Raw genomic sequence first — 16,113 nt, forward strand, 5'->3', positions numbered from 1 at the left:
TATGCGCAGCCAGCAACGCCACGCCGAACAACGCCAGGGTGTGCACCAGTTGATAGGTCACGCCGGTGTGGAAGATCGCCAGGTACTCGGCGCTCAGACGGTTTTTCAGGCCGTGGGCGGCAAAAGCGCCGAGGGCGACACCGGTGAAGCCAAAAAAGGCAGCCAACATCAGAAAGCCACGCAGCATGAGGAACTCCAGTCAGACGCAATGGGCAGGGTCTGTATAATGGCCCGCTCAACGGGTTCGGCCAAGCCATCTCTATGCTGCGTCTCCTCTTCAAACGCTTTCTCAACGTCGTGAAATGGTTTGCCATCGCCAGTGTGCTGCTGGTGCTGCTGTTCCGCGTCGTCCCGCCGCCGGGCACCGCGCTGATGGTGGAGCGCAAGGTCGAATCCTGGGTCGACGGCGAACCGATTGACCTGCAACGCACCTGGGTGCCGTGGGACGAGATCTCCGACGACCTCAAAGTGGCGGTGATGGCCGGTGAAGACCAACGCTTCCCACAGCACTGGGGTTTTGATTTCGGCGCAATCCAGGCGGCGATCCTGCACAACGAGCGCGGCGGATCCATTCGCGGCGCCAGCACCTTGAGCCAACAGGTGTCGAAAAACCTTTTCCTGTGGGCTGGCCGCAGTTATTTGCGCAAAGGGCTGGAAGCCTGGTTTACCGGGCTGATCGAGATACTGTGGCCCAAGCAGCGGATTCTTGAGGTGTACCTCAATAGTGTGGAGTGGGATGAAGGGGTGTTTGGCGCAGAAGCGGCGGCGCGGCATCACTTTGGCGTGAGTGCCAAGGCGCTGTCCCGCCAGCAGGCGAGCTATCTGGCGGCAGTGTTGCCTAACCCTCGCGTGTGGAGTGCCAGCCATCCGACGGCGTATGTGGCAAGGCGGGCGGCGTGGATTCGGCAGCAGATGAGTCAACTGGGTGGGGATGGCTACCTGCTTGAGCTGAACAACTCCCGCAAGGCCCCTTGGTCCGACTGACACAACACAAAAACAAATGTGGGAGCGGGCTTGCTCGCGAAAGCGGTGGATCAGTCAATATTTCCAGTGACTGACACTCCGCTTTCGCGAGCAAGCCCGCTCCCACATTTTAGACCGAGTCGCGTCTTAGGCGGCGATCGACAGCTTCAGCTTGTTCATCGCGCTCTTCTCAAGCTGACGAATCCGCTCAGCCGACACGTTGTACTTCTGCGCCAGGTCGTGCAGCGTGGCTTTTTCTTCTGCCAGCCAGCGCTGGTAGAGGATGTCACGGCTGCGGTCGTCCAGCACTTCCAGCGCTTCGTGCAGGTTGTGATTGGAGTTGTCGCTCCAGTCGGCATCTTCCAGTTGACGCGCCGGGTCGTACCGGTGGTCTTCCAGGTAGTTGGCCGGCGATTGGAAGGCGCTGTCGTCGTCCGCTTCGGCGGCCGGGTCGAAGGCCATGTCATGACCGGTCAGGCGGCTTTCCATCTCGCGCACTTCACGCGGCTCCACGCCGAGGCTTTCGGCCACGCGGTGGACTTCCTCGTTGTTCAGCCACGCCAGGCGTTTTTTCTGGCTGCGCAGGTTGAAGAACAGCTTGCGCTGGGCCTTGGTGGTCGCGACTTTCACGATGCGCCAGTTGCGCAGAATGAACTCGTGAATTTCCGCCTTGATCCAGTGCACGGCAAACGACACCAAACGCACACCCATTTCAGGGTTGAAGCGCTTCACAGCCTTCATCAGGCCGACGTTGCCTTCCTGAATCAGGTCAGCCTGCGCCAGGCCGTAGCCGCTATAGCTACGGGCGATATGTACAACAAAACGCAGGTGGGCGAGCACCATCTGCCGAGCCGCCCCCAAATCCTGCTCATAGTAGAGACTCTCGGCCAGTTCACGCTCCTGCTCGGGCGTCAGCAATGGAATGCTGTTGACCGTGTGCACATACGCCTCCAGGTTCGCACCTGGGACCAGAGCATAAGCAGGTTGCAAAGAAGTGGTCATACGAAACCTCCGACTTACATAACTCGTGCAGTGAAGCACTGCGAAAATTGACCGGGAACCGTAGGAAAGGTTCCCTAAACCACCAATACGGTCAATACAAACGAAACCACATTAATCTGACATTAACTACTTCGGTGCCAACTCACGTAAATGACGAGCGACCGCAATCCAAGCACCGATATACCCCAACAATACAGCGCCAAGCAAGAGGCTCAGACCATCGGCTACGGGCACGCCGGCCAAGGCGAAATCGCTGCCGTACAAGCCGGCTAGCCCGATAACCGCGTCGTTCAGCCAGTCAAGGCCAAACGCCAGCACGCCCCAGGACAAAATCCCTGCGCCAAAGCCATAAAGCGCGCCCATGTACAGAAAAGGACGACGCACATAGCTGTCCGTGCCGCCGACCAGTTTAATCACTTCTATCTCGGTGCGACGGTTTTCAATATGAAGACGAATGGTATTACCTATCACCAAAAGTAATGCAGACACCAACAGCACCGTCAGACCGAACACAAATCGGTCACCCAGCTTGAGGATCGCCGCCAGGCGCTCCACCCAGACTAGATCAAGCTGAGCCTGTTGCACCTTGGGCATCTCTGCGAGTTTTTGTCGCAGGGCTTCCAGCGCGGGCTTGTCGACTTCGTTCGGGGTCACCAGCACCACGCCCGGCAGCGGGTTCTGCGGCAGCTCCTTGAGCGCCTCACCCAGGCCGGATTGTTGCTGGAACTCCTCAAGGGCCTGGTCGCGGCTGATGTACTCGGCATCGGCCACGCCCGGCAGGTTCTTGATATCGTCACGCAGGGACTCACCGTCCTTGGCGCTGGCATCAATGTTCAGGTACAGCGAAATCTGCGCGGCGCGCTGCCAGGAACCGCCCAGACGCTCCACGTTATTGAGCAGCAGCGACAAACCCATCGGCAGGCTCAGGGCCACGGCCATAACCAGGCAGGTGAAGAAGCTGCCGATAGGCTGCTTGCCCAGGCGGCGCAGGCTGTCCAGCAGGCTGGCGCGATGGCTTTCGATCCAGGCGCGCAGCAGCGTGCCGAAGTCCGGGCCGTCGTCATCGTGGTCGTGTTTTTTCTTCTGCGGTTGTGGGTCGGCGGCTTTCGGCGCCACGCGCTCGGAAACTTTAGGGCTGCGTGTCGCGCTCATACGCCAGCCTCTCCATCACCAATCAGGCGGCCACGTTGCAGGGTCAGCATGCGGTGGCGCATGCGGGCGATCAGCGCCAGGTCGTGACTGGCGATCAATACGCTGGTGCCCAGACGGTTGATGTCTTCGAACACTCCCATGATCTCGGCGGCCAAACGTGGGTCAAGGTTGCCGGTGGGTTCGTCCGCCAGCAGCAGGGCCGGGCGGTGGACGATGGCGCGGGCGATACCCACGCGCTGTTGCTGGCCGGTGGACAGGTCGCCGGGGTAAAGATCGGTTTTATCCGACAGCGCCACGCGCTCCAGGGCCGAATCCACGCGCTTGACGATCTCGGCCTTGGACAGCCCGAGAATCTGCAGTGGCAGGGCAATGTTGTTGAACACCGTGCGATCGAACAACAACTGGTGATTCTGGAAGACCACGCCGATCTGGCGGCGCAGGTATGGGATTTGCGCATTGCTGATGGTGGCCAGGTCCTGACCCGCCAGCAGCAGTTTGCCAGTGGTTGGGCGCTCCATGGCCAGCAGCAGGCGCAACAAGGTACTTTTGCCAGCACCGGAGTGACCCGTTACAAACAAGAACTCGCCCCGGCGTACTCGAAAGCTCAGCTCATGCAAGCCCACATGCCCGTTGGCATAGCGTTTACCGACCTGTTCGAATCGAATCATGAACGCTCCCGCTCGGCAAACAGCGCCTGTACAAAGGGTTCTGCTTCAAAGGTGCGCAGGTCGTCGATGCCTTCACCGACACCGATATAACGAATCGGCAACCCGAACTGTTTGGCCAAAGCGAAGATCACGCCGCCCTTGGCCGTGCCGTCGAGCTTAGTCAATGCCAGGCCAGTCAGTTGTACCGTCTGGTTGAATTGTTTGGCCTGGCTGATGGCGTTCTGGCCGGTACCGGCGTCGAGCACCAGCAGCACTTCGTGCGGAGCGTCTGCGTCGAGCTTGCCGATCACGCGGCGCACTTTCTTCAGCTCTTCCATCAAATTGTCTTTGGTGTGCAGGCGACCGGCGGTATCGGCGATCAATACGTCGATGTTACGGGCCTTGGCGGCTTGCACGGCGTCGAAGATCACTGAAGCCGAGTCGGCGCCGGTGTGCTGGGCGATAACCGGGATCTTGTTGCGCTCGCCCCAGACTTGCAGTTGCTCAACCGCTGCGGCACGGAAGGTATCGCCGGCGGCCAGCATGACCTTCTTGCCTTCGGACTGCAGCTTCTTGGCCAGCTTGCCGATGGTGGTGGTTTTGCCAGCGCCGTTGACGCCGACCACCAGGATCACGAACGGCTTGTTCGGGGTGATCACCAGCGGCGCTTCCACCGGTTTGAGCATGGCGGCCAGCTCGGCCTGCAGGGATTTGTAGAGGGCGTCGGCGTCGGTCAGCTGCTTGCGCGCGACCTTCTGGGTCAGGCTCTGGATGATCACAGCGGTGGCTTCGACGCCCACGTCGGCGGTGAGCAGACGGGTTTCGATGTCTTCCAGCAGCTCGTCATCGATGACTTTTTTGCCGAGGAACAGGCTGGCCATGCCTTCGCCGATGCTGGCGCTGGTCTTGCTCAGGCCTTGCTTGAGACGGGCGAAGAAGCCGGTCTTGCTCGCTTCGACAGCTGCAGCCACTGGCACAGGCTCGATCACCGCAGGCAAAAGCGCTTCGGCAACGACCGGCACCGGCTCAACCACGGCGGGAATCGGCGGCGTGATGTGTTCAGCCTGCACGTCTTCGACCAATGCCACGGGCTCTTCGGCCACCGGCAGTTCCAGCCACGGTTTGTGCTCAGGCTCTGGTTCTGGCTCAAGTGCAGCCTCTACGACTGGCTGCAACACCGGCTCAGCCATCGGCAACACCACCGGCGCTGGGGCTTCAGCAACCGGTTCGGCTTCTACTATAGGGGCTGGGGTCGGCTCAGGCTGAACCTGTGGTTGTTCGTCGACGGTTTCCTGCGGCTTTTTGCGCAGCCATCCGAACAGGCCTTTTTTCTCGCCAGCCGTGGCTGGGGTCTTCTTGTCGTCGTTGGAACCAAACATGGAGACGGCTATCTCAAGGTAGCGACGCGCCAGGGGGGCGCGTCGGTAAATAAAATTCGATGCGTAACAGACTGTTTTTTAGCCAGCTCGTTCATGCGCAACATTTTGTAAGGCCTAAATAGGGCCTAAACAAGACTGCCGCAGTGGCCGTCCGTAAATCCGACCAGTATCCTAGCACCTCCTCGCCCGCCGACGCTAAGACCAAGCGGGCAGCCCAACAGGTTTAAAAACGAATGAATGCTCTAGCCCGCCACGCCGCAGGCCTGCTGTTCAGCACAGTTTGTCTGCCTCTTTCAGCCTTGGCTGCCGACCCACAACCCACCCATGAATTCACCCTGGATAACGGCCTCAAGGTGGTCGTGCGCGAAGACCATCGCGCGCCGGTGGTGGTTTCCCAGGTCTGGTACAAGGTCGGCTCGAGCTACGAAACCCCGGGCCAGACCGGTTTGTCCCACGCCCTTGAGCACATGATGTTCAAGGGCAGCGCCAAGGTCGGCCCAGGCGAAGCCTCGCTGATCCTGCGCGACCTGGGCGCCGAAGAAAACGCCTTCACCAGCGACGATTACACCGCGTACTACCAAGTACTGGCCCGTGACCGCCTGGGCGTGGCCTTCGAACTGGAAGCCGACCGCATGGCCAGCCTGCGCCTGCCGGCCGACGAGTTCAGCCGTGAAATCGAGGTGATCAAGGAAGAACGCCGCCTGCGCACTGACGACAATCCAATGTCCAAGGCCTACGAGCGCTTCAAGGCCATGGCCTACCCCGCCAGCGGCTACCACACGCCGACCATCGGATGGATGGCCGACCTGGACCGCATGAAAGTCGAAGAGCTGCGCCACTGGTACCAATCCTGGTATGTGCCGAACAACGCCACGCTGGTGGTGGTCGGCGATGTCACTCCAGATGAAGTGAAAACCCTGGCCCAGCGGTATTTCGGCCCGATTCCCAAGCGTGACGTGCCGCCCGCCAAGATCCCGATGGAACTGGCCGAGCCTGGCGAACGCTTGCTGACCATGAAAGTGCAGACCCAACTGCCCAGCGTGATCCTCGGTTTCAACGTACCCGGCCTGGCCACTGCCGAAGACAAGCGTTCGGTCCAGGCCCTGCGCCTGATCTCGGCCCTGTTGGACGGCGGCTACAGCGCGCGTATTTCCGAGCAACTGGAGCGCGGTGAAGAACTGGTCTCCGCCGCCTCCACCAGCTACGACGCCTATACCCGTGGCGACAGCCTGTTCACCCTTTCGGCCACGCCGAACCAGCAGAAGAAAAAGACCATCGCCCAAGCCGAAGCCGGCCTGTGGCGCCTGCTGGATGAACTGAAAGCCAAGCCACCGACCGCCGCAGAACTGGAGCGTATCCGCGCCCAGGTCATCGCCGGCCTGGTCTACCAGCGTGACTCCATCACCAGCCAGGCCACGGCCATCGGCTCGCTGGAAACCGTTGGCCTGTCATGGAAACTGATGGACACGGAGCTTGCCGACCTGCAAAGCGTGACCCCAGAAGATATCCAGAAAGCCGCGCGCACCTATTTCACTCGCGAACGTCTCAGCGTCGCCCATGTTCTACCCCAGGAGACCGCTCATGAGTGATCGCAAAAGCAGCCGCCTGATCTTCCCCGGCCTGATCGTTGTCACCTTGGTCGCGGCGAGCGCCGTGTATTTCCTGCGCCCGAGTGAATCCGTGGCCAGCCCGGCGCTGGAAAAAGCTCAATCGGCCAACAAGCTGCAGTCGTTGGCGGAGCTGGACGGCAAGGCGCCGACCAACCGCAAGCTCGACGTGCAAACCTGGACCACCGCCGAAGGCGCCAAGGTGCTGTTCGTAGAAGCCCACGAGCTGCCGATGTTCGACATGCGCATTCTGTTCGCCGCCGGCAGCAGCCAGGACGGCGACGTACCGGGCCTGGCGCTGATGACCAACGCCATGCTCAACGAAGGCGTACCGGGCAAGGATGTGAGCCAGATCGCCCGCGACTTCGAAGGCCTGGGCGCGGACTTTGGCAATGGCGCCTACCGCGACATGGCGCTGGTATCCCTGCGCAGCTTGAGCGAGAGCGATAAACGCGACGCGGCCCTGACGCTGTTTGATCAGGTGATCGGCAAGCCTACCTTCCCGGCCGATTCGCTGGCCCGGATCAAGAACCAGATCCTCGCCGGTTTCGAATACCAGAAGCAGAACCCGGCCAAGCTGGCCAGCCTTGAGCTGTTCAAGCGCCTGTATGGCGACCACCCTTACGCTCACCCGAGCGAAGGCACGCCCCAGAGCGTTCCGAAGATTACCCTGGCACAGTTGCAGGCGTTCCACGCCAAGGCTTACGCCGCGGGTAACGCAGTGATTGCCGTGGTGGGCGACCTCACCCGCGCTGAAGCCGAGGCCATGACGGCCAAGGTGTCGGCCTCGCTGCCCAAAGGGTCCGCCCTGGCGAAGATCGCCCAACCGACCGAACCCAAGGCCGGCTTGAGCCATATTGAGTTCCCATCCAAGCAGACGCACTTGCTGTTCGCCCAACTGGGCATCGACCGTGCCGACCCGGACTACGCAGCGTTGTCGCTGGGTAACCAGATCCTCGGCGGCGGTGGTTTCGGCACCCGTTTGATGAGCGAAGTGCGTGAGAAGCGCGGCCTGACCTACGGCGTCTACTCCGGTTTCTCACCGATGCAGGTACGTGGCCCGTTCATGATCAACCTGCAGACCCGCGCCGAAATGAGCGGCGGCACCCTGCGCCTGGTGGAAGACGTGCTGGCCGACTACCTCAAGACCGGCCCGACTCAAAAGGAACTGGATGACGCCAAGCGTGAGCTGGCTGGCAGCTTCCCACTGTCTACCGCCAGCAACGCCGATATCGTCGGACAGCTGGGGGCAATGGGTTTCTACAACCTGCCGCTGAGCTATCTTGAGGATTTCATGAAACAATCCCAGGCCCTGACCGTAGAGCAGGTCAAGGCTGCAATGAACAAACACTTGAGCGCCGACAAAATGGTCATCGTGACCGCCGGCCCGACGATTGCGCAAAAGCCACTACCGCCCCCCACTGATAAACCTGCCGAGCAGCCGCTCGGGGTTCCGGAGCATTAATGGCCAGTTCATCTCGCCCAAAAAAACCTGTCCACAACGTGCATAACGGTGTGGGCCAACTTCGCATCATTGGCGGCGAATGGCGCAGCCGCAAGCTGAGCTTCCCCGACGTGGTGGGCCTGCGCCCGACGCCGGACCGTGTGCGTGAAACCCTGTTCAACTGGCTCGCGCCGTATATCGCGGGCGCCAAGGTGCTGGACCCGTTCGCGGGCAGTGGCGCTTTGTTCCTGGAGGCGCTGTCCCGTGGCGCCGCCTTGGGCCAGGCGTTGGACGCCAGTAATGTGGCGGTTTCAAGCCTCAAGGAACACTTGGGCACGCTGCGCTGCACCACTGGCCAGGTCCAGACCGCTGACGCCCTGCGCTACCTGGAAACCCAGCCGGCCAGCGAATTCGACGTGGTTTTCCTCGACCCACCGTTCAATCAGAACCTGCTGCCGACCGTGTGCGCTCTGCTGGAAGATCGCCAATGGCTGGCGCCGGATTCGTGGATCTACACTGAAAGCGAGACCGCACCGTCCACACTCGGCTTGCCGGCTGGCTGGCGCCTGCACCGGGAACAGAAGTCCGGGCGGGTGTATTACGCGTTGTGGCAGCGCTCCGTGTAGGAGCGAGCTTGCTCACGAAAACGGTTAACGATAACGCTGAAGACGCGAAATACGCGGTGACCCCGCGTTTTTCGCGAGCAAGCTCGCTCCTACAGGACAGGCATTCATGACCCCTTCCGCCGACCTGTTCACCCCGGCCTTTGGCCTCGGCAACCCTCACTTGCAAACCCTGTGGGGGCCGCTGTGGCGACCTACTACCCATATTGAACGCCAACGCGAACGCCTGTGGCTGGATGATGGCGACTTCCTTGACCTCGACTGGCATGGCCCCCATGACGCGCAAGCGCCGTTGGTGCTGGTGCTGCATGGGCTGACCGGCTCGTCCAACTCGCCCTATGTGGCCGGCCTGCAAAAAGCCCTCTCCGGCCGAGGCTGGGCCAGCGCAGCGCTGAACTGGAGGGGCTGTTCCGGCGAACCTAACCTGCTGGCCCGCAGCTATCACTCGGGCGCCAGCGAAGACCTGGCGGCAGCGATTGCCCATTTGCGTGCCAAGCGGCCACTGGCGCCGTTGTACGCCGTGGGGTATTCGCTCGGGGGCAATGTGTTGCTCAAGCACTTGGGTGAAACGGGCACGGCTTCGGGGCTACAGGGCGCTGCAGCGGTGTCGGTACCATTTCGTCTGGACCAATGCGCGGACCGCATCGGGCTGGGTTTTTCGCGGGTGTATCAGAAGCACTTCATGCGCGAGATGCTGGCGTATATCCGCGTCAAACAGAGTCGCTTTCTACAGGACGGTCGCGCCGACGGGCTCAAAGCCCTGGAGGCCTTGGGCTCGCTGGAGAAGATGCGCACGTTCTGGGATTTTGATGGGCGGGTGACGGCGCCGTTGCATGGCTTTCTCAGTGCCGAGGACTATTACCGCCGTGCGTCGAGCCGGTATTACCTGGGTGAAATCCGCACGCCTACGCTGATTATCCAGGCGGCGGATGATCCGTTTGTGTTTGCCCATAGCTTGCCTGAGGCGAGCGAACTGTCGGATTGCACGGAGTTTGAGTTGCTGGCTAAGGGCGGGCATGTTGGGTTCGTTGACGGAACGCTCAAGCGCCCCAGCTATTACTTGGAACGCCGCATTCCCCAATGGCTACTGACACAACACGGTTAAAACTGTGGGAGCGGGCTTGCTCGCGAATGCGGAGTGTCAGTCGATACATGTGTGACTGATACACCGTATTCGCGAGCAAGCCCGCTCCCACATTTGGATTGGGTTTACACGTCGGACAACTCAGTCGCCAGTCGCAATTGCCCGCGCTGGATCAGTGATCCACTCACTCCAAGACCCCGCATACAACTTGCCCAACGGATAACCCGCCAAACTCAGGGCAAACAGGTTATGGCACGCCGTCACCCCCGAGCCGCAATACGCCACCAGTTCATCCGGTGAACGGCCTTGCAGTTGAGCAGCAAAACGCTGTTTGAGCTGCTCAGCCGGCAAGAAGCGCCCGTCACTGCCCAGGTTTTCATTGAACGCCGCACACTGCGCCCCAGGAATATGCCCGGCAACCGGATCGATCGGCTCCACTTCGCCACGAAAACGCGCTTGGGCACGGGCATCGATCAAGGTCAGGCCCGGTTGGCCCAGGCGTTTTTGCAGGTGCTCGGCGTCCAGCAGCAGGTGATTATCCGGTGTACCGGCAAAGGTGCCGGGCTCAATCACCGGTGCATCCAGGCTCAGTGGGAAACCTGCCGAATGCCACGCTTTGAGCCCACCATCCAGAATAAACACACCATCACGCTTGCCCAGCCAGGCCAGCAACCACCAGGCCCGAGCGGCAAATGCGCCGGGGCCGTCGTCATACAGCACTACATCGGTATCGGCGTTGATGCCCCAAGCGCGCAGTTGTCGAACCAGGGTGTCCGCCGCCGGCAACGGATGGCGGCCCGTTACGCCTTTGCTCACCGGCCCGCTGAGATGACGCTCCAGGTCGGCATACTGCGCGCCTTCGATGTGCCCTTCGGCGTAGCTGCAACGCCCGTAATCCGGGTCTTCCAGGGCAAAACGGCAATCAAGGATTACCAAGCCGCCGGCCTTCTGGCGCTCGGCCAATTGCTGGGGGCTGATCAGTTGGGCAAGCGGCATGACGGACTCCAGTAGCTAGATTCGGGAAAGGTCCTACTTCACTTCTTCCAGTGCCTGATTCAACGGCACGTAAAACTCTTTGAACAACGCATCCACCGCATCTTTGGCTTCGGGCGTGACAAAACCCGCCTCCAGCACCAGCACCTGATACACCCCGCGCTTGATCGCCTCGGCGCTCAAGTGGGCGGAGTTTTCATTGGTGGTGCACAAAAACCGTACCCACGAAGTCAGGATGATCCATGCGTTGAGGGTCAGGGCTTCGGTTTGTATCGGGTCCATGCTGAGAATGCCGGCATCGACAAACCCCTGGTAGATGGCATTGCCTTGGGTCAGGCAGCGCTGGGAAAAACGCCGGTAGCCGGTGGCCAACTCCGGGTCGCTCTCCAGCAAGTGCTCAAGGTCGCGGTGCAGGAAGCGATAACGCCACATGCCCGCCAGCACGGCTTGCAGGTAGAAGCGCTTGTCTTCAACGGTCACGGCGCGGCCCTGGGGCGGGCGCAGAAAACTGTCCACCAAGGCTTCGTATTCGCGAAACAGCACGGCGATGATCGCCTGCTTGTTGGGGAAGTGGTAGTACAGGTTGCCCGGCGAAATCTCCATATGGGCGGCAATATGGTTGGTACTGACGCTGCGCTCGCCCTGCTGGTTAAAAAGCTCCAGGCTGGTTTGCACAATGCGCTCGCTGGTCTTTACTCGTGGTGCCATAGGGGAATCAGCTTCTGTACACGTGATGGGGCATCTTACGGCCTATCCTTGCCGGGATAAAACTGCATGTTGCTGCAATGTTATTTGACAATTTAGAGCAATGACTCTAAAAATCGATGCAGACCTATAACAATTGGGAACTGCGCCATGTCTGCCAACATTGCTTACCTGCAAGATTCCCAGGCGCTGGATCAACTCCAGGACCTGTTCGACGCCCAACAACGCGCCTATGCAGCCAACCCGATGCCGCCAGCCGCTCAGCGCCAGCAATGGCTCAAGGCCCTGCGCGACCTGCTCAGCGACGAACGCCAAGCGTTGATCAACGCCATCAGCCAGGATTTCAGCCACCGCAGCGCCGACGAGACCTTGTTCGCCGAACTGATGCCCAGCCTGCATGGCATTCACTACGCCAGCAAACACCTCAAGAGCTGGATGAAACCTTCCCGCCGCGCTGTAGGCATCGCCTTTCAACCCGCGTCAGCCAAAGTCATCTACCAGCCGTTGGGCGTGGTTGGGGTGATCGTGCCGTGGAACTACCCGCTTTACTTGGCCATCGGCCCGCTGGTCGGCGCCCTGGCTGCCGGTAACCGGGTGATGCTCAAGCTCAGCGAATCGACACCCGCCACGGGCGAGTTGCTCAAGGCGCTGCTGGCAAAGATCTTCCCCGAGGACTTGGTGTGCGTGGTGCTGGGCGAGGCCGACGTGGGCATGGCGTTTTCAAAGCTGCGCTTCGACCATCTGCTGTTCACCGGCGCCACCAGCATCGGCAAGCATGTGATGCGGGCGGCGGCCGAGCACTTGACCCCGGTCACCCTGGAACTGGGCGGCAAGTCGCCCGCTATCGTCTCCGCCGATGTGCCGCTCAGGGACGCCGCCGAGCGTATCGCCTTCGGCAAAGCGCTGAATGCCGGGCAAACCTGCGTGGCACCGGACTACGTGTTGGTGCCGGAAGATCGGGTTGACGGCTTCATCGAGGCCTACACCAAGGCCGTGCGCGGGTTCTATCCCACCCTGGCCGATAACCCGGACTACACCGCGATCATCAACGAGCGGCAGCTGGCCCGACTCAACGCCTACGTGAAGGACGCCACCGACAAAGGCGCCACTCTGATCCCGCTGTACGACCAAGGCCAAGCCCGGCGCATGGCCCACAGCCTGTTGCTGAATGTCAGCGATGACATGACGGTGATGCAGGATGAAATCTTCGGCCCGGTGCTGCCCATCGTGCCGTATCGCGACCTCGACCAGGCCTTTGCCTACATCAACCAGCGCCCTCGCCCGCTGGCCCTGTACTACTTCGGCTACAACAAGGGCGAGCAGAACCGTGTGCTCCACGAAACCCACTCCGGCGGCGTATGCCTGAACGACACTTTGCTGCACGTGGCTCAGGACGACATGCCATTTGGCGGTATCGGCCCTTCGGGCATGGGCCACTATCACGGCCATGAGGGGTTTCTCACCTTCAGCAAAGCCAAGGGCGTATTGGTGAAGCAACGCCTGAACGCGGCGAAATTGATCTACCCGCCTTATGGAAAGTCGATCCAGAAGTTGATCCAGAAGCTGTTTATCCGCTGATAACGCCACTCCCGGGATAACAATAAAAATGAACCCAAGCCTGACTGAAACACCTGCGCTATCAAGGCGCGGCGTCTTGAAAATCGGCCTATGCGCCAGTGCCTTCCTGGCCACGGCCGGGCTGGGCGCCAGCCTCAGTGGCTGCTCCGCCAGCACGCCGGCCAGCGGCTTTGCGATGTTGCGCAGCAGTGATTTGCCGTTTCTACGGGCGGTGATCCCGGTGCTGCTGGAAGGTGTGGCCAGCGCCCAAGAAGTGACCAGCGGGATAGAGGGCACGCTTAAAAAGCTCGATTTCAGCCTGCAGCGCTTGTCGCCGGAAATGTTCAAGCTCACCCAGCAACTGTTCGACGTACTGGGCATGGGCATCACTCGTGGGCCGTTGACGGGGATGTGGGGCAACTGGGATACCGCCAGCGCCGAGCAGATCCGCAACTTCCTGCACCGCTGGGAAAACAGCTACTTGAACCTGCTGCGCATGGGCCAGGGCTCGTTGCTCAAGCTGGTGATCATGGCGTGGTACTTCCAGCCGGCATCGTGGGCGCATTGCGGCTATCCAGGGCCACCGAAGATCTAGCCTTGAAAACCCAATCAAAAATGTGGGAGCGGGCTTGCTCGCGAAAGCGGTGCATCAGTGACGAACGTAGCGGCTGACCCACCGCCTTCGCGAGCAAGCCCGCTCCCACATTTAGATTGCAACTTCGTAGCGACCGACACCTATAACAACAAGAGTGCACACCTATGCCCGTACCCGATCTGTTCCGTGAAGGCCTCGCCCGTGGCTGGAAAACCCACAATGGCGCAGCCCTCGACAGCGACCTGACCCTGGAAGCCGACGTCGCCATCATCGGCAGCGGCGCCGGGGGTGGCACCACGGCTGAGATCCTCAGCGCGGCAGGCTACAAAGTGCTGTTGATCGAAGAAGGCCCGCTCAAGACCAGCAGCGATTTCAAGCTGCTGGAAGACGAGGCCTACACCAGCCTGTACCAGGAAGGCATCGGCCGCATGAGCAAGGACGGTGCGATCACTATCTTGCAGGGTCGGGCCGTGGGCGGCACCACCTTGATCAACTGGACATCCAGCTTTCGTACACCCGACGCGACCCTTTCCCACTGGGCCAGTGAATACGCGGTAAGGGGCCACAGCAGTGCCGAAATGGCGCCGTGGTTCGAAAAGATGGAACAGCGCCTCGGCATCGCGCCCTGGGCCATGCCGCCCAATGCCAACAACGATGTGATCCGCAAAGGCTGCGAAAAGCTCGGCTACAGCTGGCATGTAATCCCACGTAATGTGCGCGGCTGTTTCAACCTCGGTTATTGCGGCATGGGTTGCCCGGTCAACGCCAAACAGTCGATGTTGGTGACCACCATCCCGTCCACCCTCGAAAAAGGCGGCGAGCTGCTCTACCTGGCGCGCGCCGAACGCCTCAAATACAGCGGCGACACCATCAGCAGCCTGGAATGCGTGGCCATGGATGCCCTGTGCGTAGCGCCGACCGGCCGCAAGATCACGGTCAAGGCCAAGCACTACGTGCTCTCCGGCGGTGGTATCAACAGCCCGGCGCTGCTGATGCGCTCGGACGCGCCGGACCCGCATTCGCGAGTGGGCAAGCGCACGTTCCTGCATCTGGTGAACTTCTCCGCTGGGCTGTTCGATGAGGTGATCAACCCGTTCTACGGCGCCCCGCAGTCGATCTATTCCGACCATTTCCAATGGCAAGACGGCACCACCGGCAAAATGTCGTACAAGCTTGAAGCTCCGCCCCTACACCCTGCACTGGCCAGTACCCTGCTCGGCGGCTACGGAACCCAAAACGCCCTGGACATGAGCCAACTGCCTAACACCCACGCCATGCTCGCTTTGCTACGCGACGGTTTTCACCCCGACAGCCCCGGTGGCACCGTGGATTTACATGGCGACGGCACGCCAGTGCTCGACTACCAAGTGTCCGACTACGCCTGGGACGGCCTGCGCCGTGCGTTCCACAGTATGGCCGAGATCCAGTTTGCGGCAGGGGCCAAGTCGGTCAAGCCGTTGCATCATGATGCGCGCTACGTCAAAACCCTCGGTGAAGCCCGCACGCTGATCGACGGCCTCAACTTGGAATTGCACCGCACCTGCCTGGGCAGCGCCCATGTGATGGGCGGTTGCGCGATGGGCGAAGACCCGAAAAAAGCGGTGGCCGACAGCCTTGGTCGGCATCATCAGTTGCGCAACTTGTCGATCCACGATGGGTCGTTATTCCCCACCAGTATTGGGGCCAATCCACAATTGTCGGTGTACGGATTGACCGCCCAACTGGCGACAGCCTTGGCCGAACGTCTGAAAACGGCGTGAAAAAACACGCTATTCGTGCTGTCTATAGTGCTTTCTTCTGCATAAGTTGACTTGGCCGACCGGGATGGCTGCGATACCATCCGGTTCCCCAACGGACTCCGCCAGGACGACGCGATGAACCGAGTGTTGTACCCAGGTACCTTCGACCCGATTACCAAAGGCCATGGCGACCTGGTCGAACGCGCCTCGCGCTTGTTCGACCATGTGATCATCGCGGTCGCAGCCAGCCCCAAGAAAAACCCGCTGTTTCCCTTGGAACAGCGCGTGGAGCTGGCGCGTGAGGTCACCAAGCACCTGCCCAATGTGGAAGTGGTGGGCTTTTCCACGTTGCTCGCGCACTTCGCCAAAGAGCAGAACGCCAATGTGTTCCTGCGCGGCCTGCGCGCGGTATCGGACTTCGAATATGAATTCCAGCTGGCCAACATGAACCGCCAGCTGGCGCCGGACGTGGAAAGCCTGTTCCTCACACCGTCGGAACGTTATTCGTTCATTTCCTCGACGTTGGTCCGTGAAATTGCCGCTTTGGGCGGTGATATCACCAAGTTCGTGCACCCAGCCGTGGCCGATGCGCTGACGTTGCGCTTCAAGAAGTAAGGTCCCCT

At 60.8% G+C, this 16,113-nt stretch carries 16 protein-coding genes; 9 read left to right on the forward strand and 7 right to left on the reverse strand.

Annotated elements, in window-relative coordinates; translation table 11 throughout:
* Positions 1–187, reverse strand: a 187-nt coding sequence (locus HF257_RS32310; protein ID WP_185712148.1) for a DUF423 domain-containing protein, incomplete at its 3' end; no start/stop codon positions are given.
* Between the two features lie 74 nt (positions 188–261).
* Between HF257_RS32310 and mtgA the strand changes: the two genes are divergently transcribed.
* Entirely contained in the window at positions 262–984 is a 723-nt protein-coding gene (mtgA, locus tag HF257_RS32315; RefSeq protein ID WP_185709711.1) for a monofunctional biosynthetic peptidoglycan transglycosylase, read from the forward strand.
* Between the two features lie 126 nt (positions 985–1,110).
* Here the strand turns inward: mtgA and rpoH are convergent, their stop codons facing one another.
* From rpoH to ftsY, 4 genes are all read right to left on the reverse strand, one after another.
* Positions 1,111–1,965, reverse strand: coding sequence for an RNA polymerase sigma factor RpoH (gene rpoH / locus HF257_RS32320; RefSeq protein ID WP_003176698.1), 855 nt, complete (start codon positions 1,963–1,965; stop codon positions 1,111–1,113).
* Between the two features lie 126 nt (positions 1,966–2,091).
* Positions 2,092–3,117: a permease-like cell division protein FtsX gene (gene ftsX, locus HF257_RS32325; RefSeq protein ID WP_185709712.1), complete on the reverse strand. Its 1,026-nt coding sequence runs from the start codon at positions 3,115–3,117 to the stop codon at positions 2,092–2,094.
* Positions 3,114–3,785: a cell division ATP-binding protein FtsE gene (gene ftsE, locus HF257_RS32330; protein ID WP_017737950.1), complete on the reverse strand. Its 672-nt coding sequence runs from the start codon at positions 3,783–3,785 to the stop codon at positions 3,114–3,116. The genes ftsX and ftsE overlap by 4 nt, the downstream gene beginning before the upstream one ends.
* A complete protein-coding gene (ftsY, locus tag HF257_RS32335; RefSeq protein WP_185709713.1) occupies positions 3,782–5,143 on the reverse strand; it encodes a signal recognition particle-docking protein FtsY in 1,362 nt (453 codons plus the stop codon). The genes ftsE and ftsY overlap by 4 nt, the downstream gene beginning before the upstream one ends.
* Positions 5,144–5,376: 233 nt before the next feature.
* Here ftsY and HF257_RS32340 point away from each other — a divergent pair, with 233 nt between their 5' ends.
* The 4 genes from HF257_RS32340 to HF257_RS32355 all read left to right on the forward strand — a co-directional run bounded on the left by HF257_RS32340 (position 5,377) and on the right by HF257_RS32355 (position 9,922).
* Positions 5,377–6,732: a M16 family metallopeptidase gene (locus HF257_RS32340; RefSeq protein ID WP_185709714.1), complete on the forward strand. Its 1,356-nt coding sequence runs from the start codon at positions 5,377–5,379 to the stop codon at positions 6,730–6,732.
* On the forward strand, positions 6,725–8,215 hold the full coding sequence (locus HF257_RS32345; protein WP_185709715.1) for a M16 family metallopeptidase: 1,491 nt from the start codon (positions 6,725–6,727) through the stop codon (positions 8,213–8,215). The genes HF257_RS32340 and HF257_RS32345 overlap by 8 nt, the downstream gene beginning before the upstream one ends.
* Positions 8,215–8,820 (forward strand): 16S rRNA (guanine(966)-N(2))-methyltransferase RsmD, encoded by a 606-nt coding sequence (rsmD, locus tag HF257_RS32350; RefSeq protein ID WP_185709716.1) that lies wholly within the window; start codon positions 8,215–8,217, stop codon positions 8,818–8,820. Before HF257_RS32345 ends, rsmD begins: the two co-directional genes overlap by 1 nt.
* 106 nt (positions 8,821–8,926) lie before the next feature.
* A complete protein-coding gene (locus HF257_RS32355) occupies positions 8,927–9,922 on the forward strand; it encodes a hydrolase (protein ID WP_185709717.1) in 996 nt (331 codons plus the stop codon).
* A gap of 120 nt (positions 9,923–10,042) precedes the next feature.
* Here HF257_RS32355 and HF257_RS32360 read toward each other — a convergent pair whose 3' ends face one another.
* Positions 10,043–10,897: a sulfurtransferase gene (locus tag HF257_RS32360; protein WP_185709718.1), complete on the reverse strand. Its 855-nt coding sequence runs from the start codon at positions 10,895–10,897 to the stop codon at positions 10,043–10,045.
* A gap of 33 nt (positions 10,898–10,930) precedes the next feature.
* Positions 10,931–11,602 (reverse strand): TetR/AcrR family transcriptional regulator, encoded by a 672-nt coding sequence (locus tag HF257_RS32365; protein ID WP_185709719.1) that lies wholly within the window; start codon positions 11,600–11,602, stop codon positions 10,931–10,933.
* Between the two features lie 147 nt (positions 11,603–11,749).
* On the opposite strand from HF257_RS32365, the gene HF257_RS32370 reads away from it, so the two are divergent.
* The 4 genes from HF257_RS32370 to coaD all read left to right on the forward strand — a co-directional run bounded on the left by HF257_RS32370 (position 11,750) and on the right by coaD (position 16,105).
* A complete protein-coding gene (locus tag HF257_RS32370) occupies positions 11,750–13,177 on the forward strand; it encodes a coniferyl aldehyde dehydrogenase (RefSeq protein ID WP_185709720.1) in 1,428 nt (475 codons plus the stop codon).
* A 28-nt stretch (positions 13,178–13,205) separates the two neighbouring features.
* Positions 13,206–13,751: a twin-arginine translocation pathway signal protein gene (locus HF257_RS32375; protein ID WP_185709721.1), complete on the forward strand. Its 546-nt coding sequence runs from the start codon at positions 13,206–13,208 to the stop codon at positions 13,749–13,751.
* 164 nt (positions 13,752–13,915) lie between these two features.
* Complete coding sequence (locus HF257_RS32380) at positions 13,916–15,511, forward strand: GMC family oxidoreductase (RefSeq protein WP_185712149.1); 1,596 nt, start codon at positions 13,916–13,918, stop codon at positions 15,509–15,511.
* A gap of 114 nt (positions 15,512–15,625) precedes the next feature.
* On the forward strand, positions 15,626–16,105 hold the full coding sequence (gene coaD / locus HF257_RS32385; RefSeq protein WP_003176711.1) for a pantetheine-phosphate adenylyltransferase: 480 nt from the start codon (positions 15,626–15,628) through the stop codon (positions 16,103–16,105).
* Positions 16,106–16,113: the final 8 nt, after the last annotated feature.

This window comes from Pseudomonas cremoris, from assembly GCF_014230465.1.